Source organism: Amycolatopsis sp. NPDC114505, assembly GCF_055633615.1.
Window position 1 is genome coordinate 122543 of sequence record NZ_JBVKDV010000007.1, and the last position, 23988, is coordinate 146530.

The 23988-nt window shown below is 71.9% G+C and carries 25 protein-coding genes; 8 read left to right on the forward strand and 17 right to left on the reverse strand.

Features of this window, described 5'->3' with window-relative positions; genetic code table 11:
• Nucleotides 1–24: 24 nt before the first annotated feature.
• Nucleotides 25–681, reverse strand: a complete 657-nt coding sequence (locus tag ACZ7OU_RS49300) for a hypothetical protein (protein WP_470260640.1) — start codon at nt 679–681, stop codon at nt 25–27.
• Between the two features lie 147 nt (nt 682–828).
• Here ACZ7OU_RS49300 and ACZ7OU_RS49305 point away from each other — a divergent pair, with 147 nt between their 5' ends.
• Complete coding sequence (locus ACZ7OU_RS49305; RefSeq protein WP_470260641.1) at nt 829–3696, forward strand: AfsR/SARP family transcriptional regulator; 2868 nt, start codon at nt 829–831, stop codon at nt 3694–3696.
• Between the two features lie 65 nt (nt 3697–3761).
• On the forward strand, nt 3762–4085 hold the full coding sequence (locus ACZ7OU_RS49310; protein WP_470260642.1) for a hypothetical protein: 324 nt from the start codon (nt 3762–3764) through the stop codon (nt 4083–4085).
• 25 nt (nt 4086–4110) lie between these two features.
• On the opposite strand, the gene ACZ7OU_RS49315 is transcribed toward ACZ7OU_RS49310, so the two are convergent.
• A complete protein-coding gene (locus tag ACZ7OU_RS49315) occupies nt 4111–6648 on the reverse strand; it encodes an FtsX-like permease family protein (protein WP_470260643.1) in 2538 nt (845 codons plus the stop codon).
• Nucleotides 6642–7376, reverse strand: a complete 735-nt coding sequence (locus ACZ7OU_RS49320; RefSeq protein WP_470245495.1) for an ABC transporter ATP-binding protein — start codon at nt 7374–7376, stop codon at nt 6642–6644. The genes ACZ7OU_RS49315 and ACZ7OU_RS49320 overlap by 7 nt, the downstream gene beginning before the upstream one ends.
• Nucleotides 7377–7500: 124 nt before the next feature.
• Here ACZ7OU_RS49320 and ACZ7OU_RS49325 point away from each other — a divergent pair, with 124 nt between their 5' ends.
• From ACZ7OU_RS49325 to ACZ7OU_RS49335, 3 genes are all read left to right on the forward strand, one after another.
• Nucleotides 7501–8697 (forward strand): sensor histidine kinase, encoded by a 1197-nt coding sequence (locus ACZ7OU_RS49325; RefSeq protein ID WP_470245496.1) that lies wholly within the window; start codon nt 7501–7503, stop codon nt 8695–8697.
• Nucleotides 8685–9341 carry a response regulator gene (locus ACZ7OU_RS49330; RefSeq protein WP_470260644.1) on the forward strand — a complete coding sequence of 219 codons (657 nt, stop codon included), beginning with the start codon at nt 8685–8687 and terminating at the stop codon, nt 9339–9341. Before ACZ7OU_RS49325 ends, ACZ7OU_RS49330 begins: the two co-directional genes overlap by 13 nt.
• 71 nt (nt 9342–9412) lie before the next feature.
• Complete coding sequence (locus tag ACZ7OU_RS49335; protein WP_470260645.1) at nt 9413–9604, forward strand: hypothetical protein; 192 nt, start codon at nt 9413–9415, stop codon at nt 9602–9604.
• Here the strand turns inward: ACZ7OU_RS49335 and ACZ7OU_RS49340 are convergent.
• Nucleotides 9576–10640, reverse strand: coding sequence for an MFS transporter (locus tag ACZ7OU_RS49340; RefSeq protein ID WP_470260786.1), 1065 nt, complete (start codon nt 10638–10640; stop codon nt 9576–9578). The genes ACZ7OU_RS49335 and ACZ7OU_RS49340 overlap by 29 nt on opposite strands.
• Nucleotides 10641–10783: 143 nt before the next feature.
• Between ACZ7OU_RS49340 and ACZ7OU_RS49345 the strand changes: the two genes are divergently transcribed.
• The gene (locus ACZ7OU_RS49345) at nt 10784–11314 is read left to right on the forward strand and encodes a hypothetical protein (RefSeq protein WP_470260646.1); all 531 of its coding nucleotides are present in this window, start codon (nt 10784–10786) and stop codon (nt 11312–11314) included.
• Here ACZ7OU_RS49345 and ACZ7OU_RS49350 read toward each other — a convergent pair.
• The 8 genes from ACZ7OU_RS49350 to ACZ7OU_RS49385 all read right to left on the reverse strand — a co-directional run bounded on the left by ACZ7OU_RS49350 (nt 11259) and on the right by ACZ7OU_RS49385 (nt 18798).
• Complete coding sequence (locus ACZ7OU_RS49350; protein WP_470260647.1) at nt 11259–12194, reverse strand: GlxA family transcriptional regulator; 936 nt, start codon at nt 12192–12194, stop codon at nt 11259–11261. The two genes, ACZ7OU_RS49345 and ACZ7OU_RS49350, sit on opposite strands and share 56 nt — an antisense overlap.
• A 21-nt stretch (nt 12195–12215) precedes the next feature.
• Nucleotides 12216–12782 (reverse strand): TetR/AcrR family transcriptional regulator, encoded by a 567-nt coding sequence (locus ACZ7OU_RS49355; protein WP_470245501.1) that lies wholly within the window; start codon nt 12780–12782, stop codon nt 12216–12218.
• Between the two features lie 60 nt (nt 12783–12842).
• A complete protein-coding gene (locus ACZ7OU_RS49360; protein ID WP_470245502.1) occupies nt 12843–14156 on the reverse strand; it encodes an ABC transporter substrate-binding protein in 1314 nt (437 codons plus the stop codon).
• Nucleotides 14143–15213: a branched-chain amino acid ABC transporter permease gene (locus ACZ7OU_RS49365; protein WP_470260648.1), complete on the reverse strand. Its 1071-nt coding sequence runs from the start codon at nt 15211–15213 to the stop codon at nt 14143–14145. Before ACZ7OU_RS49365 ends, ACZ7OU_RS49360 begins: the two co-directional genes overlap by 14 nt.
• Nucleotides 15210–16061 (reverse strand): branched-chain amino acid ABC transporter permease, encoded by an 852-nt coding sequence (locus ACZ7OU_RS49370; protein WP_470260649.1) that lies wholly within the window; start codon nt 16059–16061, stop codon nt 15210–15212. The genes ACZ7OU_RS49365 and ACZ7OU_RS49370 overlap by 4 nt, the downstream gene beginning before the upstream one ends.
• A gap of 31 nt (nt 16062–16092) precedes the next feature.
• Nucleotides 16093–16800, reverse strand: coding sequence for an ABC transporter ATP-binding protein (locus ACZ7OU_RS49375; protein WP_470260650.1), 708 nt, complete (start codon nt 16798–16800; stop codon nt 16093–16095).
• Nucleotides 16793–17599 carry an ABC transporter ATP-binding protein gene (locus tag ACZ7OU_RS49380; protein WP_470260652.1) on the reverse strand — a complete coding sequence of 269 codons (807 nt, stop codon included), beginning with the start codon at nt 17597–17599 and terminating at the stop codon, nt 16793–16795. Before ACZ7OU_RS49380 ends, ACZ7OU_RS49375 begins: the two co-directional genes overlap by 8 nt.
• Before the next feature lie 224 nt (nt 17600–17823).
• Nucleotides 17824–18798 (reverse strand): ABC transporter substrate-binding protein, encoded by a 975-nt coding sequence (locus tag ACZ7OU_RS49385; RefSeq protein ID WP_470260653.1) that lies wholly within the window; start codon nt 18796–18798, stop codon nt 17824–17826.
• 354 nt (nt 18799–19152) lie between these two features.
• Between ACZ7OU_RS49385 and ACZ7OU_RS49390 the strand changes: the two genes are divergently transcribed.
• Entirely contained in the window at nt 19153–20064 is a 912-nt protein-coding gene (locus ACZ7OU_RS49390) for a Kelch repeat-containing protein (RefSeq protein ID WP_470245508.1), read from the forward strand.
• Between the two features lie 3 nt (nt 20065–20067).
• Here ACZ7OU_RS49390 and ACZ7OU_RS49395 read toward each other — a convergent pair whose 3' ends face one another.
• The 4 genes from ACZ7OU_RS49395 to ACZ7OU_RS49410 form a co-directional block, all read right to left on the reverse strand.
• A complete protein-coding gene (locus ACZ7OU_RS49395; RefSeq protein ID WP_470260654.1) occupies nt 20068–20331 on the reverse strand; it encodes an SH3 domain-containing protein in 264 nt (87 codons plus the stop codon).
• Nucleotides 20332–20341: 10 nt separating this feature from the next.
• Nucleotides 20342–20671, reverse strand: a complete 330-nt coding sequence (locus ACZ7OU_RS49400) for a hypothetical protein (protein WP_470260655.1) — start codon at nt 20669–20671, stop codon at nt 20342–20344.
• Between the two features lie 156 nt (nt 20672–20827).
• A complete protein-coding gene (locus ACZ7OU_RS49405; protein ID WP_470260656.1) occupies nt 20828–22087 on the reverse strand; it encodes an MFS transporter in 1260 nt (419 codons plus the stop codon).
• Nucleotides 22088–22107: 20 nt separating this feature from the next.
• Nucleotides 22108–23085, reverse strand: a complete 978-nt coding sequence (locus tag ACZ7OU_RS49410; RefSeq protein WP_470260657.1) for a methyltransferase — start codon at nt 23083–23085, stop codon at nt 22108–22110.
• A 137-nt stretch (nt 23086–23222) separates the two neighbouring features.
• Between ACZ7OU_RS49410 and ACZ7OU_RS49415 the strand changes: the two genes are divergently transcribed.
• The gene (locus ACZ7OU_RS49415) at nt 23223–23396 is read left to right on the forward strand and encodes a hypothetical protein (RefSeq protein ID WP_470245513.1); all 174 of its coding nucleotides are present in this window, start codon (nt 23223–23225) and stop codon (nt 23394–23396) included.
• Here ACZ7OU_RS49415 and ACZ7OU_RS49420 read toward each other — a convergent pair.
• Nucleotides 23345–23959: a thioesterase II family protein gene (locus tag ACZ7OU_RS49420; protein WP_470245514.1), complete on the reverse strand. Its 615-nt coding sequence runs from the start codon at nt 23957–23959 to the stop codon at nt 23345–23347. The genes ACZ7OU_RS49415 and ACZ7OU_RS49420 overlap by 52 nt on opposite strands.
• Nucleotides 23960–23988: the final 29 nt, after the last annotated feature.

Sequence of the window (23988 nt, forward strand, 5' to 3'; positions counted from 1 at the left end):
GGTGAGGGGTAACTGCAGGGCCCCTCACCCCAAAGCGCGAAAGTCCGGCTCGGCCGGCCCGACCAACCGAACCCAAGCTTGTGCCGTGGTTTCCTTCTCCTGAACCACCACAGGCTCATAACGGCCGCTCAATGGACTGTGCCGAATGATCTCGTCGTAGTACCAACCCGAGGCGATCACCGCGAGATCACTGTCCGACCAGGCCAAGCTCTTCCGCAACACCACGGAATTGAGCAGCCTGAACGCGTGCACGATCGCCGAACCCGTCGTGCCATAGCTGTCATAGCTGACTTCTCCCGCATGAAGCACCATGCGGAGCCGGATGCGTTCCAGTGGCCGATGAGTACAGTTGTGATCCGCCAGAGATCTCGTCAAAGCGTCCGGGACCAGTTCGCTGAACACCGCCTTCGGATAACCAGCGGGGACCAGCAACAGCACCCCTTCGCCGAAGTCCGCGTTGTGGCAGTGACTCCACGCGACGCCACTCTCAGCCAACGCCTGCTGGAAAGCCCGGTACAGCCCCTCCCGCAGCACCAGCCGGTGAAGATTTGTGCGATCGAAGGACGAAAACCCGTCGATCGCGAGCGCGAGAATCGTGTGGTGCACCGGATCCGCCACCGGCTCGACAACCAAAGGCGGCGCGCTCCCCCGAAGCCACTCCCACACATCCGTCCACGACATGGGCTGATCGTGAACTCGCCCGGTGGACACTTCGCTTGCCGCCTGCTGGACAAAACCTTGACAGCCACTCGACCCGCGCTGAAACCGGCCCGGTGCAGGGTTACGGTGCTGGTCAGGACGACCGGCCGGGGGTGGACGGGAAGCCTGATGGAATTTCGGATCCTGGGGCCCGTGGAGCTGCTGCTCGGCGACCTCACGGTCGCCCTCGGGCGGGCCAAGGAACGCTCCCTGCTGGGCGTGCTGATGCTCAACCACGGCAAGGTCGTCACCGTCCGGACCGTCACCGAAGCACTCTGGGACGACAACCCGCCCGAGCACGCCCGGAACGACCTCCAGACCTACGTCAGCCGACTACGAGCCTGTCTGCGGGGCTTCGGCGTCTCCGCGCGGATCGTCACCCAGCGCGCCGGCTACCAGTTCCTGCCCGGGAACGACGATCTCGACTACGCACGCTTCAAAACCCTGATTCGCGACGGCGAGCGCGCGCGGGAAACCGGGCGGCTCGACGAGGCCGCCAACGCGTTGCGGGAAGCGATGGATCTCTGGCAGGGTCCCGCCGTCGAAGACCTCGGCACCATCTGGATGGAGCAGAAACGGGAAGATCTCGACCGCTACGAGCGCGTCGCCGGCTACCAGGCCTTGTGCGCCGTCGAGCTCGAGCGCCGCAACTTCCGCGAGGTGCTGCGGATTCTCGACGAAGCCATGGTCGACCACGAGCTGGACACCCAGTACATCGCGCAGCGGATCACCGCGTTGGACGGGCTCGGGCACTACGAAGTCTTCGACACCTACTGGAAACAGGTGTACGACCGGTTCGCCCGGTCGTTCGGGACCGGGCCCGGCCAGGAGCTGCAAGGACTGCACCAGCAGCTGCTCCAGTCCCGGGATTCGCCCGCCGACCGGCACCGCACCCAGGCGGCTCTCCGCTCGCTGCCGCCCGCCCAGCTGCCGTCGACCGTCAGCCAGTTCGTCGATCGCGACGAGGATCTCGGCCGGCTGAACGCGTTGTTCCTGCGCTCCCGGGTCAAGGGCCCGCCCGCGACGCTCATCATCGCCGTCACCGGGCCGGCCGGTGCCGGCAAAACAGAGCTGGGACTGCACTGGTCGCACGCCGTCCGCGAGCGGTTCCCCCACGGGCAGCTGCACGCCGATCTCTCCGGGTACGCCACCGGCCCGCCCCGCGACCCCGCCGACGTGCTCGCCGAGTTCCTCGACGCGCTGGGAGTCGCCGTCATCCCTGCGAGCCTGAGCGCCCGGACCAGGATGCTGCGGACCCTGCTCGACGACCGCCGGGTGCTCGTCTTCCTCGACAACGCCCGGGATTCCGGGCAGGTCGTGCCCCTGCTGCCGGGCAGCGCGCACTCCGTGGTCGTCGTGACCAGCCGGTACCGGCTGAGCGACCTCGTGACCCACCACGGTGCTTATCGGCTGGAAGTCGCTCCCTTCACCGAAGCCGAGATCGCTCCGCTGCTCGAAAGCCTGCTCCGCGACGCCCCGGCCGAGCCACCCGATCCGGCGGCGGCGCTCGCGTTGACCGGCGGCATCCCGCAAGCCGTCCGCACCCTCGCCGAACTCCTGCCCGGCAACGGCGGCCTGCCGAGCCCGGCCGAACTCCTCCTGGCCGGCGAACTGGCGTCCGGCACGATCCTGACCTCGGTGTTGTGGTCCTACCGCGCCTTGGAGCCGCCGGCGGCGCGGCTCTTCCGCTCGCTCGCGCTCACCATCGGGCCCGGCATCTCCCTGGAAGGGATCTGCGCCCTCGACGGGACCGACGACGAGACATCTCGCGGCGCCGTCACCGCGCTCGGCTCCTTGTACCTGGTGAGCCGGGAAGACGGCCGCTACCGGATGGACGTCCTCACGCGCGCGGCCGGCGAACGGCTCGCGCTCGCCCACGACTCCCGCGCCGACCGCTCGCGGGCCGAAGCGCGGCTCCTCGACTGGTACATCGCCCGGGTCACGGACGCCGCCGAGGTACTGGCGCCCGCCCTGCGGCGCACGGCCGAACTGCCCCAGGCCGGTCGCCTGCCGGATTTCGCGGCGGCGCAAGCGTTCCTGGCCGACGAGGAAGCGAGCCTGTGCGCTGCGATCCGCCGTGGGACAGACGGCAACCTGTCCCGGGCAGTGACGTTGCTCCGGCTGGTGCGGCCCCACCTGACCATCAGCAGCACCGCACCCGAATGGCGCGAGGCCGTCCAGGCGGTCCTGCTCGCCACCCGGGCCGACCACGACCTCGACGCCGAGGGGCAGGCGTGGACCAGCTTGGCGCGGATCCACCACGCCCTCGGCGATCCGGGGAAGACCGAGGAGTCCCTCGAGCTGGCGAGCGCGATCTTCGGCAACACCGGCAACAGCCGGGACCGGTCCGAAGTCCTCCTCCTGCTCGCCCGCCACGCGGACGACTCCGGCGACCGGGTCCGAGCCGAATCGTGCCTGCGCCAGGCCCTCGACATCCAGCACAGCCTCAACGAACCCGCCCAGTGCGCCGCGGCCCATGGCGCCCTCGGCACGCACCTGCGGCATCAAGGCGAGATCGAAGAAGCGGAGACGCACCTCTCCCACGCGAAAACGCTGTACGCCGAGCTGGGCGATCACCGGCGCCACGCCGCGATGGCGCTGGAGCTCGGGCTGCTGAGCCGTCAGGCAGGCCGGTCGACCGAGGCACTCCGGCGGCTCACCGAAGCAGTTACACTGCACGATTGGTACCCGGCGGACCACGAGGGGACGCTCACCGCCCTGGTCGAGCTGAGCGAAGCCGCCTGTGATGCCGAGGAACATCAGGACGTCCTGCTGTTCGCCCGGAAGGCGCTGGGGATTTCGCATTCCCCCGCCGACCACGTCCGGGTCGTCCGCGCGCTGGTGGCGCTGGTGCGGTCCCTCGCCGCGACCGGCCGGCAAGCCGAGGCGTGGAACGAGTCCCGCCAGACGATCGCCCTGGTCGCCGACGCCGACGACCCGGTGCGCGAGCACGTCCGCGAGCAGTTCACCCGGCTCGGGTTGTGGCCACCGCATTAGGGAATTCCCGGTCGATTCCCCGTTAGCTTGACCCCCGTACTGTTGCAGAAGCAGGGGGACCAGCCATGAAACGCACCACCGCGGCCATCACACTCGGATTCGCCGTAGCGGCCTTCCCATTGGTCACGACCACAGCGGCGTCGGCGGCCGTCACCTGTGGCACCCAATGGACCCAGGGCACCTCGGGCCCGAACGCCCGCGACTACCAGTGGGGCAACTGCGGCACCGCCGCCGCGAAGATCAAGGTCTACTCCCTGACCTACGGCGGCGCCTTCAAGACTCTCATCGGCGAAAAGTGCGTAGCCGCCAATGCGGTGGCTCCGCTGGGCGGAACCACCGACTGGCGCGTCCTCTCCTACACCGGCGAAGACACCGGCGCGGGCTGCTGAAAGCAGGGTGAGCCGGGCAACCGGCTCACTCCCGCAGGCCGATCGCGTCGATGGGGCGGGCCCGCAGCGCCGCCCACGTCGACAGCCCCATCGCCAGCATCCCCAGCAGCACCGCGCCGCCGATGATTCCGAAGTAGACGGACAGCGGCCCCGACGGCACCGGGCTCCCCCGCAGGCCCACGTTCAGCAAACCCAGCGGCACCAAAGCAACCAAAGTCCCGAGCACCACAGCGATCCCGACCGTCGCCAAGGCCTCGAGACGCATCATGTGCGTCACCTGGCGGCGTGTCGTGCCGACCAGCCTCAGCAATGCGAACTCGCGAGACCGCTGAGCCGTCGTCAACACCAGCGTGTTGGCCACCGAAATCGCCAGGTACCCGACGATCACGCCCACCGCCACCAGGTTCAGGTAGAACTGCGCCTGCCGCTCCCCGCCTGCCGAAGCCGCCGGCGCCGAAGAAGCCACCGTCAAGCCCGGGTACGGCAACGCGCGAAGCGCCGTCGCCACCGTCGCGGGGTCGGCGTCCGGGGACCGCCGCACCAGCACCGAATCGTCCAGGCGGCCGCCGTTGTGCTCGCGGGCCAGGGCCACCGGCAGGACGAAGTCGCCGAAGGCCAGGTCGTGCGTGTACGTCGCCACCAGGCGCAACTTCGCCGGTGCGCCGTCGCCGAAGTAGAACGTCACCTCGTCGCCGATCTTCTTGTCCAGCCAGTCGGCCTCCGACCGGCTCAACGCCACCGTGTCGCCCGCCAGGTCCGCGAGCCGCCCGCTGTCGACGCCCAGCTCCAGCGCGCCGCGGGTCTGGTCGCCCGCCAGGCCCTGTGCCGGCTTTCGCTGGACGTCCACGCTGTCGCCCACCGTCGACGCCGTGATCACCGACGTCCGCACCACCGGCGTCGCCGTCGCCACTCCCGGCACCCGGGCCAGCGCCGCGGCGACCTCCGGTGAGACACCCGCCGGGGCGCTCAGCACGTAGTCGGCCGTCGTCGAGCGGGCCGTCTCCTCCGCCGCGGCCGCCGTCGACGACGTCTGGCTGTAGAACGTCGCCAGTGCGAACGCCACCGACAGCATCAGCGGGGTCACCGCCGCCGCCAGCCGCCGGGTGTTGGCCTGGGCGTTCGCGCCCGCCAGGTACCCGCTGATCCGCCAGACCCGCCCCAGCACCGGCGCCAGCACCCGGGTCACCAGCGCCGTCACCTGCGGGCCGACCACGGCCAGCCCGATGACGACGACCAGCGTCGCCATCGTCGAGATGGCGGTCCCGATGTCGCCGCGCAGGAACAGCGGCACGAACGCGCCCCCGAAGCCCACCAGCACCAGCGCCCAGCCCGTGATCAGGCGGACGCGGCCGAGCTCACGGCGTTCGACCGCCGCCTCGCCGAGCGCTTCGACCGGCCGGATCGTCGACGGCCGCCGGGACGCCGCCCAGGCCGCCAGCCGGGCCGCGCCCAGGCCGAGCAGCAGCGCGGCCAGCGACGGCAGCGGGCTGATCGCCAGCTCGAAGTCGGCCGGGATCACGCCGATCGCGGCGAACGCGTCCCGCAGCCCCGACGCCACCGCGAGCCCCGCGGCGCCACCCAGCACCCCGGCGACGAGCGCGACCAACGTCGTTTCGGTGCCGATGAGCTTCCGGACCTGGCGAGGAGTCGCGGCGATCGCCCGCAGCAGCGCGAACTCGCGGCGTCGCTGGTTGATCGTCAGCGCGAGCGTGCTCGCCACCACGAACACGGCCACGAGCAGGGCGAACCCGCCGAACGAGCCGGCGATGGCGAGCAGCAGCATCCGCGTCTGGCTGACGTCGAGGAACTCGATCGTGCTGCGCTCGACGCCCGTGGTGACCGCGGCGCCGTCCACGACCGCGCCGATCCGCTCGGCGAGCGTCTCCGGCGCCACGCCGGGCTGGGCCAGCACGCCGATCGCGTGCGCCTGGCCGGGACGTCCGGCCAGGTCCGCGGCCCGGTCGGGGGTGAAGAACAGCGCCGACTGCCGCGAGAGGGCGTCGACGATGCCGCTCACCCGGAACGTCCGCGGCACCGACCGGGTCGCGATCTTCACCTGCCCGTCGACGCCGACGCCGGCCCGCTGCGCCAGATCGGCGTCCAGGACGACCTCGTCGGGCGCGCCGGGCGCCCGGCCCGCGCGCAGCGTGAACGGCGCCAGCACGGCCGCGTCCCAGTTGTGGCCCAGGGACTGCGCGCCCCCGAGCACCTCCCCGGACGCCGTCACGACCTGCGCCGGGAAGCTCTGCTCGGCCACCGCCGCGCGGACGCCGGGCACCGAAGCGATCCGGCCGGCCAGTGCGTCCGGGACCGACGGCTGCTCGCCGACCTGCTCGGCCGACAGCGCGTCGGCACCCGGCGGCCGGACGCTCTGCGCACCGCCGACGACGACCGCCGCGGCGGCGTAGCGCTGGGTGGGGACGCCGGCGCGCAGGCCGGACTCCATGAGGACCCCGCAGCCCGCCACCAGGGCGGTGCCGCACAGGATCGCGATGAACGCGCCGGCGAACCCGCCGAGCCGCGTCCGGATCGTCTGCCAGGCCAGTGACAGCACGGTCACCACTCCCCGAGGTGCGTCATCCGCTCCGCCACGCGCTCGGGCGTGGGGTGCGGGAGGTGGCCGGCCAGCTTGCCGTCGGCGAGGAAGAGGACGCCGTGCGCGGCGGAGGCCGCGACCGGGTCGTGGGTCACCATCAGGACCGTCTGCCCCATGCCGTCGACGACGGCGCGGAGCAGGTCGAGGACCTGCCGCGCGGTGCGGGTGTCGAGCGCGCCGGTCGGCTCGTCGGCCAGCACGACGTCGGGCCGGGCGATGAGCGCCCGGGCGATCGCGACGCGCTGCTGCTGCCCGCCGGACAGCTCCGCCGGACGGTGTTCCAGCCGCTTCGCCATGCCGACGCCTTCGACGATTTCGCGCAGCCACTGCGGGTCCGGCTTGGTACCGGCCAGCCGCAGCGGCAGCGTGATGTTCTGCAGCACGTTCAGCGACGGCATCAGGTTGTAGGCCTGGAACACGAACCCGACGCGGGTGCGCCGCAGCCGCGTCAGCTCGTTCTCCTTCAGCCGCCCGATCTCGGTGCCGCCGAGCAGGACCTTCCCCGAGGTCGGCCGGTCCAGGCCGGCCGCGCAGTGCAGGAAGGTGCTCTTGCCCGAGCCCGACGGGCCCATCACGGCGGTGAACGTCCCGCGCGGCACGTTCGCCGTCACGCCGTCCAGCGCGGTGACGGCGCCGTCGCCGGAGCCGTACACCTTCCGCACCCCGGCCAGTTCCAGCGCATTCGCTGTCGTCATCGTGGTCCCCTTCGTTCTCTCGTAAGGAAAACTAGGGCGGCGGGGCCATGGCTTGAATCCCGTGGAGAGGTGGATGCGGGGTAGCGCCAGCACCACCACCGGGGTGGGGTGGGACACTGTCGGCGTGACGACCCGCCTGCGCGAGTGCTGGTCGGCGGCTCGTTACCTCGTGGTCGGCGCCGGCACGTCGCTGTTGTCGATCTTCGCCCTCGCCGGGCTCTTCGCCGTGCTGCTGCTGTGCCCGTTCGGCGTCGGCATCCCGTCGCTGGCTCCGGCGATCAAGCTGTCGCGGTGGCCGGTCGGGGTCGACCGCCGCCGGGCCGCGCGCCGGCTCGGCGACGCGATCCCCGAGCCGTACCGGGACGGTTCGCCCCTGAAAGACCCGGCGACGCGCCGCGACCTCGCGTGGCTCGCCATCCACGCCGCGACCGGGATGCTGCTCGGCAGCATGGCGGTCGGGCTGCCGCTGGGCGTGCTCCAGCAGGTCGTGACGCTCGTGGCGTGGCCGGCGTCGGGCGGGATCCAGGGGTCCCTCGGCTTCGTCGTCGACTCGTGGCCGCGCGCCGGGCTGACTCTGCTGGTCGGCATCGCCTTCACCGGGCTGACGCTCCTGCTGCCGCGCGCCGCGCAGTGGCAGGCCCGCACCGCGCGGAAGCTGCTGCGGCCCGCCGCGGGCGTCGTCCTGGCCGACCGGGTCGCCGAACTGACCGCGACGCGGGCGGCCGCGCTGGAGGCGCACGGCGCCGAGCTGCGCCGCATCGAGCGTGACCTGCACGACGGCACCCAGGCGCGGATCGCGGCGGTCGTCCTGCAGCTGGGCATCGCCGGCCAGCTCTACGACCGTGACCCGGCCACGGTGCGCGACCTGCTGGTCAAGGCCCAGGACACCGCCACCGACGCGCTCGCCGAGCTGCGGACGGTCGTGCGCAGCATCTACCCGCCGCTGCTGAGCGAGCGCGGCTTGGCCGGCGCGGTGCAGGCGCTCGCGGAGCGCACGCCGGTGCCGACGGCGGTCACCGTCGAGTACGAAACCGGCCGCCCGGCCGCCGTCGAAGCGGCCGCGTACTTCGTCGTCGCCGAGGTGCTGGCCAACGTCACCAAGCACGCCGACGCGTCCCGGGTGGACATCACGCTCGGCGGCACGGTGAGCCTGCTGACCCTGGAGATCCGCGACGACGGCCGCGGCGGCGCCGACGAGAAGCGCGGCAGCGGGATCGCCGGGATCCGGCGCCGCGCCGAAGCCTTCGACGGCACCCTGACTCTGACCAGCCCACCCGGTGGGCCGACCGTGCTGCGAGTGGAGCTGCCATGCGGGTCGTGATCGCCGAGGACGACGCGCTGCTGCGCGAAGGCCTCGCGCTGCTGCTGAAGACGGCGGGCATCGAGGTCGCCGCGACGTTCGACAACGCCGAGGACTTCCTGACGTTCGTCGAGGCCGACCGGCCCGACGCCGTCGTGATGGACGTCCGGATGCCCCCGACCCACCGCGACGAGGGCCTGCGCGCGGCCGTGCGCGCCCGCGAGATCCACCCGGGCCTGCCGGTGCTGGTGCTGTCGGCCCACGTCGAGACGAGCTACGCGGTCGAACTGCTCGCGGACGGCGTCGGCGCGGTCGGCTACCTGCTCAAGGAGCGGGTCGGCAAGGTCGAGCGGTTCCTCGACGCGCTCGAGCGGGTCGCGAAGGGCGGCACGGCGATGGACCCGGAGGTCATCGGCCAGCTGATGTCCCGCCGCCGCGCCGCCGATCCCCTCGAGGCGTTGACGGCACGCGAACGCGAAGTGCTGGCGCTGATGGCCGAGGGCTACAACAACAGCACGATCGCCGAGCTGCTGGTCGTCAGCGACGGCGCGGTCCTCAAGCACATCCGCAACATTTTCGCGAAGCTCGGCTTGCCGTCCGACGAGGGCGGCGGCCACCGCCGGGTGCTGGCGGTCCTCGCCTACCTCGGCCGCGACGCGGGGTAGCGCGGGCACCACCCCGGTTTCGGGTGCCGGCGGGATCGTCGAGGCGGGCCCGCGTTCGTAGTGTTCGGGACATGGAAAACACCACTGCCCCCGCCCGCACCGCCACCCCCATCGTCCTCTGGGTGGTCTTGGCCATCAGCGCCGCGGTCAACGCCGGCGGCTCCGTGACCGGCCTGGACTTCACGCTCCGCATGATCGCGGGAGGTATCGCGCTGGCCGCTACGGCCGGGCTGATCACCTACTACGTCCGGCGACGGCGATAGCCGACGCGGTCAGCGCCGCGGCGGTCCAGAACGGGTTCAGCACGCCGGCGAGCACCGGGCCCGCCGTCGCCCCGACGTTGAGCGCCGCTGTCGCATAGGAGCCCGCCATCGTCGGCGCACCGGTGGCCAGGCGCAGGATCCGGGTGATCACCGTGCCGCCGACCGCGAACGACAACGCGCCTTGCGGGAACGCGAGGAAGGCGACCGCCGCCGGGACCAGGGCCAGCGCGACCCAGCCCCCGAGCAGCAGCGACCCACCGATGACGACGACCCGGCCGGGCCACCGGTCCGCGAGCCGTCCGGCCGCGGTGATGCCGGCGAAGCACCCGGCACCGAAGAGACCGAGCACCACCGGCGCCGGCGCGACGCCCTCGCTCAGCGGCGCCAGGTAGGTGAAGACGCCGAAGGTGGCTGCGTTGACGAGCGCCGCGCGGAGCAGCACCGGGGCGAGCGGACGGAGTTCGGCGAACTCGCTCCTCAGGTCGGCTTCGCCGCCGGCGGGGGTGCTGGGGATGCGCGACACCGCGGCGAAGGCCGGCAGGCACAGCGCGGCGACGGTCCAGAAGGCCGCGGGCCAGCCGAGCAGCGCCCCGCCGGGGATGCCGGCGACGCACGCGAGGGTCGTCCCGCCGAGGAGGACGGCGAGCGCGCGGCCGGTGCGGTCCGGCGGCACGAGCGCGACGGCCGCGGTCAACGCGACGGCGAGGAACCCGGCGTTCGCGACGGCGGCGACCACCCGCGTCGCGAGCAGGACGGCGAAGGACGTCGTCAGCCCGCCGGCGACGTGCGCGGCGACGAAGAGGACCAGGAAGGCGTTCAGGGCGGTGCGAGGTCGCCAAGTCCGCGCGAGCGCGGCCATGAGCGGCGCCCCGGCGACCATCCCGGCGGCGAAGGCGGAGGTGAGGTACCCGGCCTGAGCCACCGAGACGCCGAGCGTCGCGGCGATGCCGGGGACGAGCCCGGCCAGCATGAATTCGGACGTGCCCATGGCGAACACGCCCAGGGCGAGGAAGTACAGGGACAAGAGAAGCTCCAGGGATCACGAACGCGGTGGACGCTTCGTGGTCACCCGGGGAGCCCGGGAAGTCGGGAGTTACCGGGCCGCCGGGATGACCGGCGGCCCCACCCTGGACGCTTCGGGGCTCGACATGGCCCCGACCTTACCGGTTACGGTGAACCGTGGCGGAACTCGAGGAGACGGTCGCACTCCTGGACCTGTGCTTGGAACCGATCGCGAAGCGCCCGATCGACCTCTCCGATCCAGCCTGGGCGGAGAAACTGCGCACCGCCCAGCCCCTGGACGAAGCCGGAGTCCGACCCGAAGCCGAGGAAGCGCTGCGGGCCCTGCTCAATCGCTACGAACACGGCGACGACGAGACGCGGGCCGCCGTCCGGGCGGTGTTCGAGCGCTACCCGTCGTTCTGCTGGGCCGCGCACCTCCCGGGTGCGGACGTCCGCACCCGGCTCCTGCACCTGTCGGCCCGTGACCACGGCCGCGACACCCGCGACGAAATCCTCGCCCTGAACGCGATCTGCGACGAAGCCGGCACAGACATCACGCCCCTCCTGCGCGAAGTCGCGGAGCTCTCGAGCACCGTCGACAAGTACGGCATGGGCTCGATGCGCGACCTCTTCCTCCGCGCGGCCGGCCGGGTCAGCCCCGGAAGCTCGCCCGGTAGGCCTGCGGACTCGTCCCCACCACCCGCTTGAACCGCTCCCGGAACGCGCCCGGCGAGCCGAACCCCACCTGCGCCGCGATCCGGTCCACCGGCTCGCCCGTCGCCTCCAGAAGATGCTGCGCCCGCCGGACGCGGGCCCGCAGCAGCCACTGCAACGGCGTTGTCCCCGTCTGCTCGCGGAAACGGCGGTTCAACGTCCGCGTGCTCATCCCCACCTGCGCCGCGACGCCGGACAGCGTCAGCTCCGCCGCGCAGTTCTCCTCCAGCCACGTCAGCACCGGCTCCAGCTCGGACCCGCGCGGCGTCGGCGGCGCGTCGTGCGCGATGAACTGGGACTGGCCGCCCTCGCGCTCCAGGGGCATCACCGACAGCCGGGCCGCCGACGCCGCCACCGCCGAACCGTGGTCGCGGCGGATCAGGTGCAGGCACAGGTCCAGCCCCGCCGCCGCGCCCGCCGAACTGAGGATCTGCCCGTTGTCCACGTAGAGCACGTCCGGGTCGACGTCGATCGCCGGGTAGAGCCGGGCGAGCTCGGGCGCGGCCGCCCAGTGGGTCGTCGCGCGGAGGCCGTCCAGCAGGCCCGTCTCGGCCAGCACGAACGCCCCCGAGCAGATCGACGCGATCCGCGCTCCCCGCGCCGCCGCGCTCCGCAACGCCGAGATCACCGAAGACGGCAAGGGCGGGTTCGACGCCCGGCCCGGCACGATGATCGTGTCCGCGTCCGCCAGGCCGCCGAGGTCCCACGGCGGCCGGAGCGTGAACATCCCCGCGTCGAGCTCGGGCTCGGGGCCGCAGATCCGGACCTCGTAGGCCGGTGCGCCGCCCAGGAGCGTCCGCGAGAAGACCTCGATGGGCGTCGCCAGGTCGAACGGGACGACCTGGTCGAGCGCGAGGACCGCCACGATGTGCATGGCACCACGGTAGACCGTCCACTAAGGACGGAGGCTGCGCAGCATCAGGTTCGCGAAGTGCTCGCCGACCTGCTCCCCCGACAGCGGGCCGTCCGCGTGGTACCACATGTGGAGCCGGTGGATCGCGCCGTAGTGGTAGTTGATCACCAGGTCGGCGGGGACGTCGTCGCGGAAGACGCCCGCGCGCTGCCCCTCGGCGACGAGGTCGCGCACGCGCTCGTGGTAGACGCGCCGCTCGGCCCGCACCTGGACCTGCTTGGACTTCTCCAGCAGCGGGAACGACAGGAAGAACACCGTCGCCGCGTCGAGGTCGGCGATACTGGTGACGACGACGTCGGCGATGATGGCGTGCAGCCGTTCCGGCAGCGGCAGGTCCGACTCCGCGATGGTCCGCATCCGCTGGGCCTGCATTCGCAGCATCGCGGTGTAGATCTCCAGGAGCAGGTCGTCCTTGGACTCGAAGTAGTGGTACAGCCCACCTTTGGTGACGCCGGCCTCTTCGACGATCTCCCGGACCGTCGTGGCCTCGAACCCCTTCTCGGCGAACAGGCGTACCGCCGCCCGCACCACCTTGTCCCGCACGCTCATGTCGCCACCCTATGTGAGCGGGGAGGCCGGTCCGCACGGCGCCGCGGACCGGCCCGATCCTCACTTGCCCAGCAGGTTCACCTGCTCCGGAGTGGCGCGTTCACCGGTGTACGGCGTGATGGCCCCGGTGCCCCGGTCGGTGACCGACGGTGGCTGGATCACCGTCGTCGTGGTGTCCGGGTTGATCTTGAACACGAACCCGCCGGTGTACCCGGAGTGCGAGTCCTTCGAGAACCCGAACGGCGTGAGGCCCGGGCCCTTCAGCTGCCCGGAGCTCATCGCTTCGACGATCTTCTGGCGCGTCGGGTCCGGCCCGGCGGCCTTCAGCGCCTGGCCGAACGTGTAGCCCAGCACCATCCCGTAGAACAGCGTGTTGGTGAGCGGCTCCTTCGGGATGTACTTGTCGTGGATGCCCTTGAAGTAGGCGACCCACGGGTCGGACGTCTGCGAGACGTCGGGCAGGTAGCCGGTGCCGATCAGCCCGGACAGCAGCTGCGCGCTCGAGACGGTCGCGCCGCCGCGCTTGGCGAAGTCCTGCAGCAGCCCGGACAGCGTCGCCGGGTCGGCGCCGATGCTGCTGACGACGAACTGCGGCTTGTAGCCGATCTTCGCCGCGGCCAGGATCGACAGCGCGGTGAACGCCGGGATGCACTCGCAGACGACGACCTCGGCGCCCGCGGCCTTGAGCGCGGACAGCTGCGGCGTGACGTCGGTGTTGGCGCTGTCGTAGCCCTGCCGGACGACGGTCTGGTCCTTCACGAACTGGTCGAGCCCCGCCTGGGTGTCCCGGCCGATGTCGTCGTTCTGCGTGAAGTACCCGATCTTCTTGCCGGCGAAGTTGTCCTTGATGTACTTGCCCTGGATCTTGCCCTCACGCGCGTAGTCCAGCTGGTAGCCGAAGGTCATCGGCGCCTTCTGCGGGTTGTCCCACGCCAGCGCGCCCGAGGACACCAGCAGGTCCGGCACGCCCTCGGTGTTCAGGTAGTCGACGACCTTCGAGTGCGTCGGCGTGCCGAGCCCGCCGACGATCGCGAACACCTTGTCCTGCAGGACGAGCTTCTTGACGACCTCGACGGTCTTCGTCGGGTTGTACCCGTCGTCCTCGACCTTGTAGTCGATCTTGCGGCCGTTGATGCCGCCGCCGTCGTTGATCGACTGGAACACCGCGCGGGCGCCGACGGAGATCTTGCTGTACCCGGGCGCGGCCGGGCCGGTCAGCGGCTGGTGTGTGCCGATGGTGACGGTGTCCTTCGTGACGCCGACGGCCGAGTCGGCGGCCTGCTGACCGCCGCCGTCGCTCTCCCCCGCACCTCCGCACGCGGTCAGGGCCAAGGCGAGAGCGAGGAACCCCGCGCCGTACCTAGTGGTTCTCATGGTTCTCCTTCTTTTCGGCGGGTCGACGGAGAAGCTTGCGCAGCCACTGAAAACCGCCCTGGATGCCGCGCGGGAAGGCGAGCACGACGACGATGAGGATCACGCCGTACACCGCGAGCGGGAGGTTGTTGGCGACGTCGGTGTTGAGGTGCAGGACGTCGGCGAGGTCCTCGGACCAGGCCTGGAAGTAGACGAGCGCGACCGCGCCCCACAGCGCGCCCCACAGGGAGCCCAGCCCGCCCAGCACCACGGCGGCCAGCAGGCTCAGCGACAGCGCGGGCGTGAACGAGCCGGGTGCGGCGGTGCCGAGCAGGAACGCCTGCAGGCCGCCGGCCAGGCCACCGCACATCGCGCTGATCAGGAACGCGAGGATCTTCGTGCGGCCGACGGCGATCCCGCTCAGCGACGCGGCGACCTCGTCGTCGCGCACGGCCCGGAAGTCGCGCCCGAGCCGGCCGCGCACGACGTTGACCACCAGCACCAGCGCGATGAGCACGCTGAGCCAGACGACCCAGGTCTGCCAGCGCAGTTCGGGAACGGTCACCCCGGACGGTCTGCTGTGGACGGTGAAGCTGAGACCGTTGCTGCCGCCAAGGAAGTCCTGGAACCGGCGGGTCAGCGCGGGCAGGCCGACGGCCAGCGCGAGCGTCGCCCCGGCGAGGTACGGGCCGCGCAGCCGGGCCGCGGCGGCCCCGGCCAGCAGCCCGGCGAGCCCGCCGGCGGCCGACGCGAGCAGCAGGTCGGCCCACAGCGGGAACGACGGCACCCGGCGCACCAGCAGCGCCACCGTGTACGCGCCGATGAACATGAACGCGCCGTGGCCCAGGGAGACCTGCCCGGTGAGCCCGGTGAGCAGGGTCAGCCCGGCGACCGCGATCAGGTAGTAGCCGATCGTCGCGATCCGCAGGTTGGTGAACTCGTCGGTGACCAGCGTCAGCAGGACGACGGCGGCGAACGCGGCCAGCGCGAACAGGACGTGGCGGAGCAGCGGTGGCAGCGTCCGCTTGTTCGCCACCGTCTCGGCGCGGGTCTCCGGAAGACTCGTGCGCACGGTCATACCCGCCTCACCTTCGCGCGGCCGAACAACCCGCTGGGACGCACGATCAGCACGACGACGAGGATCGCCAGCGCGGCGATCGTCACCATCTCCGGTCCGAGGTAGCCGGACACGTAGGACAGTCCGACGCCGAGGACGAACCCGCCGGCGATGGTGCCCAAGGGGTTGTCCAGGCCGCCGAGCACCGCCGCGGTGAGCGCGTAGACGAAGACGCCGTCCAGCACGTTCGGGAAGAGGAACGGCGGGGTGGCGAGCAGCCCGGCCAGCGAGCCGACCGCCGCCGCCAGGCCCCAGCCGACCGTGAGCATCAGCCCGACCCGCACGCCGAGCGTGCGCGCCACCTCCGGGGCGAACGCCGCCGCCCGCATCCGCAGGCCCAGCGGCGTGTACTTGAACACCACCAGCACGAGCGCGGCGATCACGAGCACCACCAGCACCACGAACAGGTCGTTGGCGGAGAACCGGCCGACGAAGTCGAAGGCGTACGGGAACGCCAGCGGCTCGTTGGACCAGATCATGCCCGCGATCGCCTGCAGCACCAGCAAAAGCCCGAGCGTGACGATGATCGAGCTCAGCTCGGAGCGGTGCCGCAGTGGCCGGATCAGCAGCCGTTCGGTGGCGACGCCCAGCAGCGTCCCGGCCACGATCGCGACGGCGAAGCCGAGCCAGTAGCTGCCCGTCGCCTTCGTCACGGAGTACGCGAGGTACGTCGAAATCAGGGCGAGGGCGGGCTGCGCGAAGTTCACCACCCGGGTGGCCCGGTAGATGATGACCAGCGCGAGCCCGAGGGCCGCGTAGACCGCGCCGGCGGAGATCCCGCCGAGGGTCAGGTCGAAGAATTCCTGCATACCGGACCGTTCACCTCCATGATTACGGTCTTCAGAACCCGAGGTAGGCGTGGCGGAGACCGTCGTCGGCCAGCAGCTCCGCGGCGGTGTCGACGGCCACCACGCTGCCGAGCGCGAGGACGTAACCGTTGTCGGCGATGGACAGCGCGCTGTGCGCGTTCTGCTCGACGAGCACGACGGTGAGCCCGGTCGAGGTCCGCAGGTCCCGCAGGATGCCCATGATCCGGGCGGTGATCAGCGGTGCGAGGCCGAGTGACGGCTCGTCCAGCAGCAGCAGTTCCGGCCGGCTCATCAGGGCGCGGCCGATGGCCAGCATCTGCCGCTCGCCGCCGGACAGCGTCGCGGCGGGTTTCGCCGCACGTTCTTCCAGCGGCGGGAAGAGCTCGAACACCTCCCTGCGCGCGGCCTCGCGGTCGGCGCGGTCGCGGCGCCACAGCGCGCCCAGCCGGAGGTTCTCGTCGACGGTCAGCTCGGTGATCACCCCGCCGCCTTCGGGCACGTGCGCCACGCCGCCGCGGGCGATGCGGTCGGGGGCCAGCCCGGTGAGGTCCCTGCCGTCCCACGCGATCCGGCCGCCGCGGGCCGGCTGCAGGCCGCTGATCGTGCGCAGCAGCGTCGTCTTGCCCGCGCCGTTGGCGCCGAGCACGGCGGTGATCCCGCCGCGGTCGACCCGCAGGCCGACCCCGTCGAGCGCGCGGACGGCGCCGTAGGCCACGGAAAGCTCGTCGATCTCAAGCACCGGGCGCCTCCTCGGCGGGGTCACCGAGGTAGGCCTCGGCCACGCGGGGGTCGGCCTGGATCTCGGCCGGGGCGCCCGCGGCGATCACCTCGCCGAAGTTGAGCACCACGACGCGGTCGCAGACCTGCATGACGAGGTCCATGTGGTGTTCGACGAGCACGACCGCCATGTGCCGCCGCAGCGAAAGGATCAACGTCGAGAGCTCGATGAGCTCGGCGGCCGAAAGCCCGCTGGCGGGTTCGTCGAGCAGCAGCAGGTCCGGCTCGGCCACCAGCGCCCGCGCGAGGGCGACGCGTTTTCGCACGCCGTAAGGAAGAACGCCGGGCAGCCGGTCGGCGAGATCGGCGATCCCGAGCTCCCCGAGCGTCTGGCGGGCCCGCTGCGCGAGACCGGCTTCGTCGCGCGCCGAGCGTCCGGCGCCGACGAGCGCGGGGAGCAGGCCGGTCTTGGCGTGCCGGCCCGCGCCGGCCATCACGTTCTCGAGCACGGTCAGCCCGGAGAAGAGACCGAGACCCTGGAGGGTGCGGACGATCCCGAGCCCGGCGAGGTGTTCGGGACGGTGCCGCACGAGCGGTTCGCCGCGCCACAGCACACGCCCGGACTGGGGCCGGACGAAGCCGCAGATGACGTTGAAGAGCGTCGTCTTCCCGGCGCCGTTGGGGCCGATGACCCCGACGACGGTGCCGGCGTCGACGCTCATCCGCACGTCGTTGAGCGCGGTGAGCCCGCCGAACCGCACGGTGAGGCCGTCGACCACGAGCAGGTCTTCGCGGGGAAGAGCCTCACCACGAGGTGTCATCGATGACACTCCTGTCTCACCATGTGGACCGGGCCGTACCGCGCGGTCGGTATGAAGAGGGTGGGGTGCGGCGCCGGTCGTGTCAAGGTGTGAACCATCGGAAACCGGATCAGCGCGGGCCGGTCCGTGAATTTCGAGATGCCCGTGCGCCGGGGGAAGTCCTTACGACGCAAGAAGGGCGGGTGCGCTTTTCAGCGCACCCGCCCTGCTCCTCCAGACCCCGGTCAGCCGGTACTCGCCTGCGGGGCGATCATCGAGGAGGCGTCGAGCTTCGTCTGGACGACGCCCAGCTGCTGCAGCAGGTCCGGCACCCGCTGGATGCGGCGGGCGTCCAGAGTGGACCCGAACGCGGGCATCACCATCAGGCTCGCGATGTCCTGGTCCACCTTGGCGTTGCGGACGACGAGCGGCTCGATCCGCGCGCGGTCGACCGCGGCGCGCGTGGCGTTGAGCATCGCGCGCTGGAACGCGAGCATCGTCTTCGGGTGGGCCTGGACCCACTGCGCCGTCGCGCCGAAGCCGGTGAGGGGGAACGACTGCGTGCTGCCGCTGGCGGCGTCGATGACCGGGTACGCGCCGGCGACCTTGGCCGACTGGGTGAGGAACGGTTCCGGCTGGTAGGCGGCGTCGACGCGGCCCTGCGCCAGCGCGGTCCCCATGTCCGGCAACGGCATCGGCACCCACTGCACCTTGTCGAAGCCGACCCCGTGGTCGCGCATCACCGACCGGGTCAGCACGTCCGAAGCGGCGTTCTTCGAGCTGATGGCGATCCGCTTGCCGTTCAGGTCGCCGACCGTCTTGACCGGCGAGTTCGGCACGGTGACCAGCTCGTTGCTGCGCGGGCTGGCCGAGGTGGCGTCCGCGATCAGCCGCACGTCGGTACCGTTGTTCTTCGCCAGGAAGAACAGGGTGTACGTGGACATCGCGAGGTCGTCCTGGCCGTTCGTCATCCGGGTCAGGGCCTCCTGGCCGCTGGCACCGGTGTCGGCCTGCACGTCGAGCCCCTGGGCCTTGAAGTAGCCGCCCTCCTGGGCCAGCCAGAAGGTCGCCAGGTCGACGGCGGAAAAGATCGCGACCCGGATCGCCGGCTTTTCGACGGCGCCACCCGATCCGGAGCCACCGCGCTGACTGCACGCGCTCACCAGTGCGAGGACGAGAGCGAGCACGGCGAACCGGCGTGTCGAGGCGTGTTTGAGCATGCCAATCCTCGCAGAAGAATCTACAAACCACGGAAATCCGGCTCGTTCAGCCGCGATCTGCCGGACTGTAGATGACGTTTTCCGGGTCCGCAAATATCGATCCGGGAAAGCCAGAACAGCGTTCAAACAGGTAATCCACTGACCGGGTGGTGATCACCAGCGGAAACAAACCCACGAGAAGTCGGCACACAGCGTGATCAACCTCCGCCATTCAGCCGAGCGCACTACAGCGGATGACCCATCGGGAAGGAATCGCCCGTGCGCGGCCGGCCAGCGAAAAACCAATTTCGGCGGAAGCGGTAACAAAAAGATCGCCTTCGGAGACTCTGGCGAGCGGAATGGGAGGGGTGCGCGATGAACGTGTCGTGGAAGTACCGGCCGCCGATGCTGTCGCCGAGGTTCGCCCACGAGGTGGCGACCGTCGGGGACGACGTCTTCGTGCTCGGCGGGACCGACGGGAACGTGGGCTTCGGCTCGGTGGAGACGCGCAAGGTCACGGGCAGCGGCGCCTGGCGCTACGTCAGCCCGATGCCGACCCCGCGCGGCAACCACGCGGCCGGGGTGGTCGGCGGGCTGATCTACGCCGCCGGCGGGATCACCGCGGACGAGCGCACCAGCGACGTCGTCGAGGTGTACGACCCGGCGACCGACGCGTGGCGGCCGAGCCCGCCCCTGCCCGTGCCGCTCGGCGCTGCTTCGGCAGCCGGGCTGGGCGGAAAGCTTTACGTGGCAGGCGGTTTCGTCGGGGACGGCGACCCGGAGGAGCACGCCACGGACGCCGTGCTCGTCTTCGACCCGGCGACCGGGCACTGGGCGCCGGTGGCCCCGATGCTCACCCCGCGCGCCCGGTTCCGGCTCGTCGCGACCGAGACGCACCTGTACGCGCTCGGCGGGTTGCCCAGCCGGCAGCAGACCGCGCTCGACGCGGTGGAGCGGTACTGCCCGGACACCGACCGCTGGGAGGCGGTCGCGCCGATGCGCAAGCGCCGCGGCGCGCCCGGCGCGGTGCGGGTGGGCGACCGGATCGTGGTGGCCGGCGGCGGTCCCGCGCCGGTCGAGGACCCGGCCGCCCGCGACCGCACGACCGAGGTCCTCGACGTCCGCACGGGGGAATGGGTGCTGCTGGGCACGCTGCTCCCCCACGGCCGGGCGTCCCTGCTCTGCGCGGCGACCCCGGCGCACCGCGTCCTCGCCATCGGCGGGAACGCCAACCTCTACGGCAGCCTGGTGACGGTGCCGGACGTGCTTTCGCTCAAGCTGCCCTGAGGGTCAGCAGAACCAGCCGGCCTGGATCCAGCCGCGCTGGTTCACGTGACCCATCGCGTAGCCCTCGGCCCAGTCGCCGCTGGGCGAGTACCGCGACAGCTCGAAGTGGTCGCCGCGGTAGAGGGTGCCGACGATGACGCCGGCCGGCTGCGTCCGGACGTAGAGGTCCTGGGCGCAGATTTCGTGCACGGTGCCGGCCTCCGCCGCGGGGGCGGCGGCGATCGCCGCGGCGATGGTGAGTGCCGCGGTCAGGGTGGCGCGTTTCATCGGTTCCCTTTCAGCTCAAGGAGAAGCAGTCGCGGAGCACGAAGCCCCACTTGCTCGTGCCGTGCCAGAAGACGTCGGCGGAGTTGTGATCGGAGGTGATGTAGCGGACGCCGATGTAGTTGCCCTGCACGAGCGTCGCGATCGGGTCGGAATGGCCCTGGCCGGGGGTGTAGTTGCCGAAGAGGGTGGCGGTCTGGCAGGTGATGTGCGCGGCGCGGGTCGGCACCCAGGGGTCACCGATGGTGCCGCTTCCACTTTGGACGGTCGCTTCGGCGGGCGCGACCGCCAGTCCCGCCGCGGCGACGGCGAGGAGTGCGGCCGCACAGGTTCGCTTGATCATTTCGGTCCTTTCCGGACGGACGAAAGTGCCGTCTGGAAAGAACTACCTCGCGGCGAGGTGCGGCGGAAGCCCACACGATGACCGGGCGTGCACACTTCGGGTCCAGCTGAGCAGTGGCGAGGTCGTGAGTGGGAAACAGGGTTAGAACACTGTTTCTCACTCACGACCGGCCGCGGCAGACCCACTACCCGCCGGTGTCGCGAAGCGGCGCAAGCCCGGCGTGCCTGCCCCGACCAGCACCACCGCGACCACGCACAACACCCCGCCGCTCACCAAAGCCGCCGCTCCCGAGGTGACGCCCGCGACCAGCCCGCCCCGCAGGTTGCCGAGGTCCGGGCCCGCCTGGCCGACGATCTGCTCCGCCGCCGCGACCCGGCCGAGCAGTGCGTCCGGCGTGTTGAGCTGCACCAGCGCTCCGCGGGAAACCACCGAAACCGTGTCCGCCGCGCCCGCCAGGACCAGGCACGCCAGGCCCACCCGCGGGTCCGGTGCCAGCCCGAACACCACCAGCGCCCCGCCCCACGCCGCCGATCCCGCCAGCATCACCAGGCCCGGCTGCGGCAGCCGGGTGAACGTCCCCGAAAACACCGAGGCCGCCACCCCGCCCACCGCGATCGCCGACAGGAACAGTCCCAGCGTCCGCGGGTCGCCCGCGAACTTCTCGGCGTTCACCAGCGGGAACAGGCTGATCGGCATCGACAGGACCGTCGCCGCCAGGTCGGTCAGCAGCGCTCCCCGGACGACCGGCGTGCGCACCAGGAACGCCAGCCCGTCCAGCACTCCGCGCAGCCCCGGCCGGGACAGTTCGCCGTCGGGGCGCATCGGCGGGAGGCCGATGACGCCGTAGAACGCCATCGCGAACGTCAGCGCGTCGACCAGGTAGCAGCCGCCCACCCCGAACCGGCCCAGCAGGAGCCCGGCCAGCGCCGGGCCGAGCAGCATCGCGCCCTGGAACGCGATCCGGTTCAGCGCCAGCCCGGCCGGGAGCTGCTCCGGCGTCAGCAGCCGCGGGACGAACGTGCGTGCCGCCGGCCCGCCGCCCGCGACGAAGCACGACTGCGCGGCCACCAGCCCCAGCACGGCCAGGACCGGCACGTCGCCGAGAAACCCCTGCACCGCGAGGAGAACCGAGCAGCCGGCCTGCCCCGCGGTCGTGAGCAACGCGAACTTCCGCCGGTCGACGCGGTCCACCAGCGACCCGGCGAACAACCCGAACACGACCACCGGCAGCGCCTGGGCGAGCCCGACGGCCCCGGTCCAGATCGTGCTCCGGGTCTGCTCCCACACCTGGAACATCACGGCGACGAGCGTCATCTGCGCTCCGAAGCCCGAGAACACCCGGCCCAGCCAGAGCCTCCTGAAGGCCGGCGACACGCGAAGCGGGGTCAGGTCGACGAAAGCACCGGTCAGGGACACGGGCCAAATTGTAACAGCGCTTATGTAATTCGGAACTCCAGCAGGGAACGTCCCTCGCTCACGTCGGTCACGCCGTCGAGCGCCAGCCCGTGGACGGCGGCGAGCTCACGGAATTCGGCCACCCGGCGCTCCCGGCCGCCGAAGCTGACGAGCAGGGCCAGGTCCATGTCGGTGCGGCCGCGCCGACCGCCGACCGCCTCGACGACCAGCACCCGGCCGTCCGGACGAGCCGCCTCGACGCAGCGCGCCAGCACTCGACCGGCGGGCTCGTCGTCCCAGTTGTGCAGGATGTCGCACAGCAGGTAGGCGTCCGCGCCGGCCGGGAGCGGGTCGAAGAAGCTGCCCGCGAGGACCGAAGCCCGGTCCTCGAGCCCGTGCGCGGCGAAGGTCCGGGCGGCCGTGGAGACGTCGAGGTCGACCAGCCGGCCTCGCATCCCGGGGTGGGCCGCCAGGATCGCGGCGAGCGCCGTCCCGGGACCCCCGCCGACGTCGACGACCGTGGCGAACCGGTCCCAGTCGTAGCCGGCCGCGAGCTGCGGGGCCTCGGCCCGCAGCCGGTGCGCCATCTGCCGGTCGAACGACTCCCGCAGCGGCGGGTGCCCGGCGAGGTCGGCCCAGAAGTCCCGCCCGTACCGGCGGTCGTAGCCGGCCTCCCCGGTGGTGACGCTGTGCAGGAGCTCGATGAACGCCAGCTCGGCGCGCCCGCCCGCGGTGTCGAGGTTGAGCAGGACGCTGGTCAGGGTGTCGCCGCAGAGGTGCTCGCCGTAGGCCGTGGTCCGGTAGCCGGCGGCCGTCCGCTCGAAGAACCCCAGTGTCGTGAGGTGCCCCAGCAGCAGCCCGAGCGGGACCGGCGCGACGCCGAGGTCCTCCGCGAGCCGATCCACGGCGACGTCATCGCGGAGCCGGTCGGGCAGGCCGAGGGTCACCGCGACGCGCAGCGCCATGGGTGTCGCGAGACTCGCCATGGCCCGGATCGTGTTCGCCTCGTCACTCCCCATGACGAACATGGTGACAGCGGCACGATTCCCTCCACAAGGGACCGCCGGTGACCGGATGACCACTACGGGCAAAGGGAAGCGGTTTGGAAGCCGGTTCGGGCAAGATCGGCCGCAATCCGAACCTGAGGAGTCGAACCATGAGAGCCCGCGTGTTCCAGGCCGTCATCGGCACGGCCTTCCTGGCTGTCTTCGTCCTCGCGCCCGCCGCCCAGGCGGCCGAGAAGCCGCCCCAGACCGGCCCGTCCATCGGCGTCGGTCCCTACATCGGCGACTCGCCGAGGCCCGGGACGGCCAGCGCGGAAACCAGGTAGCCCGCGCGCAGGACGGCGTCGCGCAGCAGCGCGCCGCTGTCCCGCACCCGGGCCGGGGCGAGCACGAACCCCGCGTTGGTGTGCTCGCCCCACCCCGTCATCACGTGCGGCTCGCCGAACCCGCGGATCGGGCACGGCAGCGGCGGCGCCACGGGCACGTGCGCGTCGCTGGCCAGCAGGCTGACGTCCGCGCGGGCCGCCTGCTCCGGCACGACCCGCGCGGCCCGGTCCGGCGGCGCCTGGTGCGCCACGACGAGTGCCCGCGGGACCCCCAGTCCCGCGGCCACCCGCCGCTGCGCCAGCCGGTAGGCGACCAGCGCGCCGAGCCCCGCGCCGAACAGCACGTGCGGGCGGGCGAGCACCCCGGCCAGCTCCGCCGCGAGGGACTCCACCAGCAGCCACATGTCCCGGTACGAGTGCTCCTCCCGGCGCTCGCCCCGGCCCGGCAGCTCGACGACGTGCACCGCGATCCGCGGATCGCGCCAGGCCCGGTACCGCCCGGCTGCTTCCCCCGCGTCCGGGAAGCAGACGAACAGCAGCCGTCCGTCGTCGTCGGTGTCCACCCGCGGCCCCCTTTTCTCCTCGGCCGGGG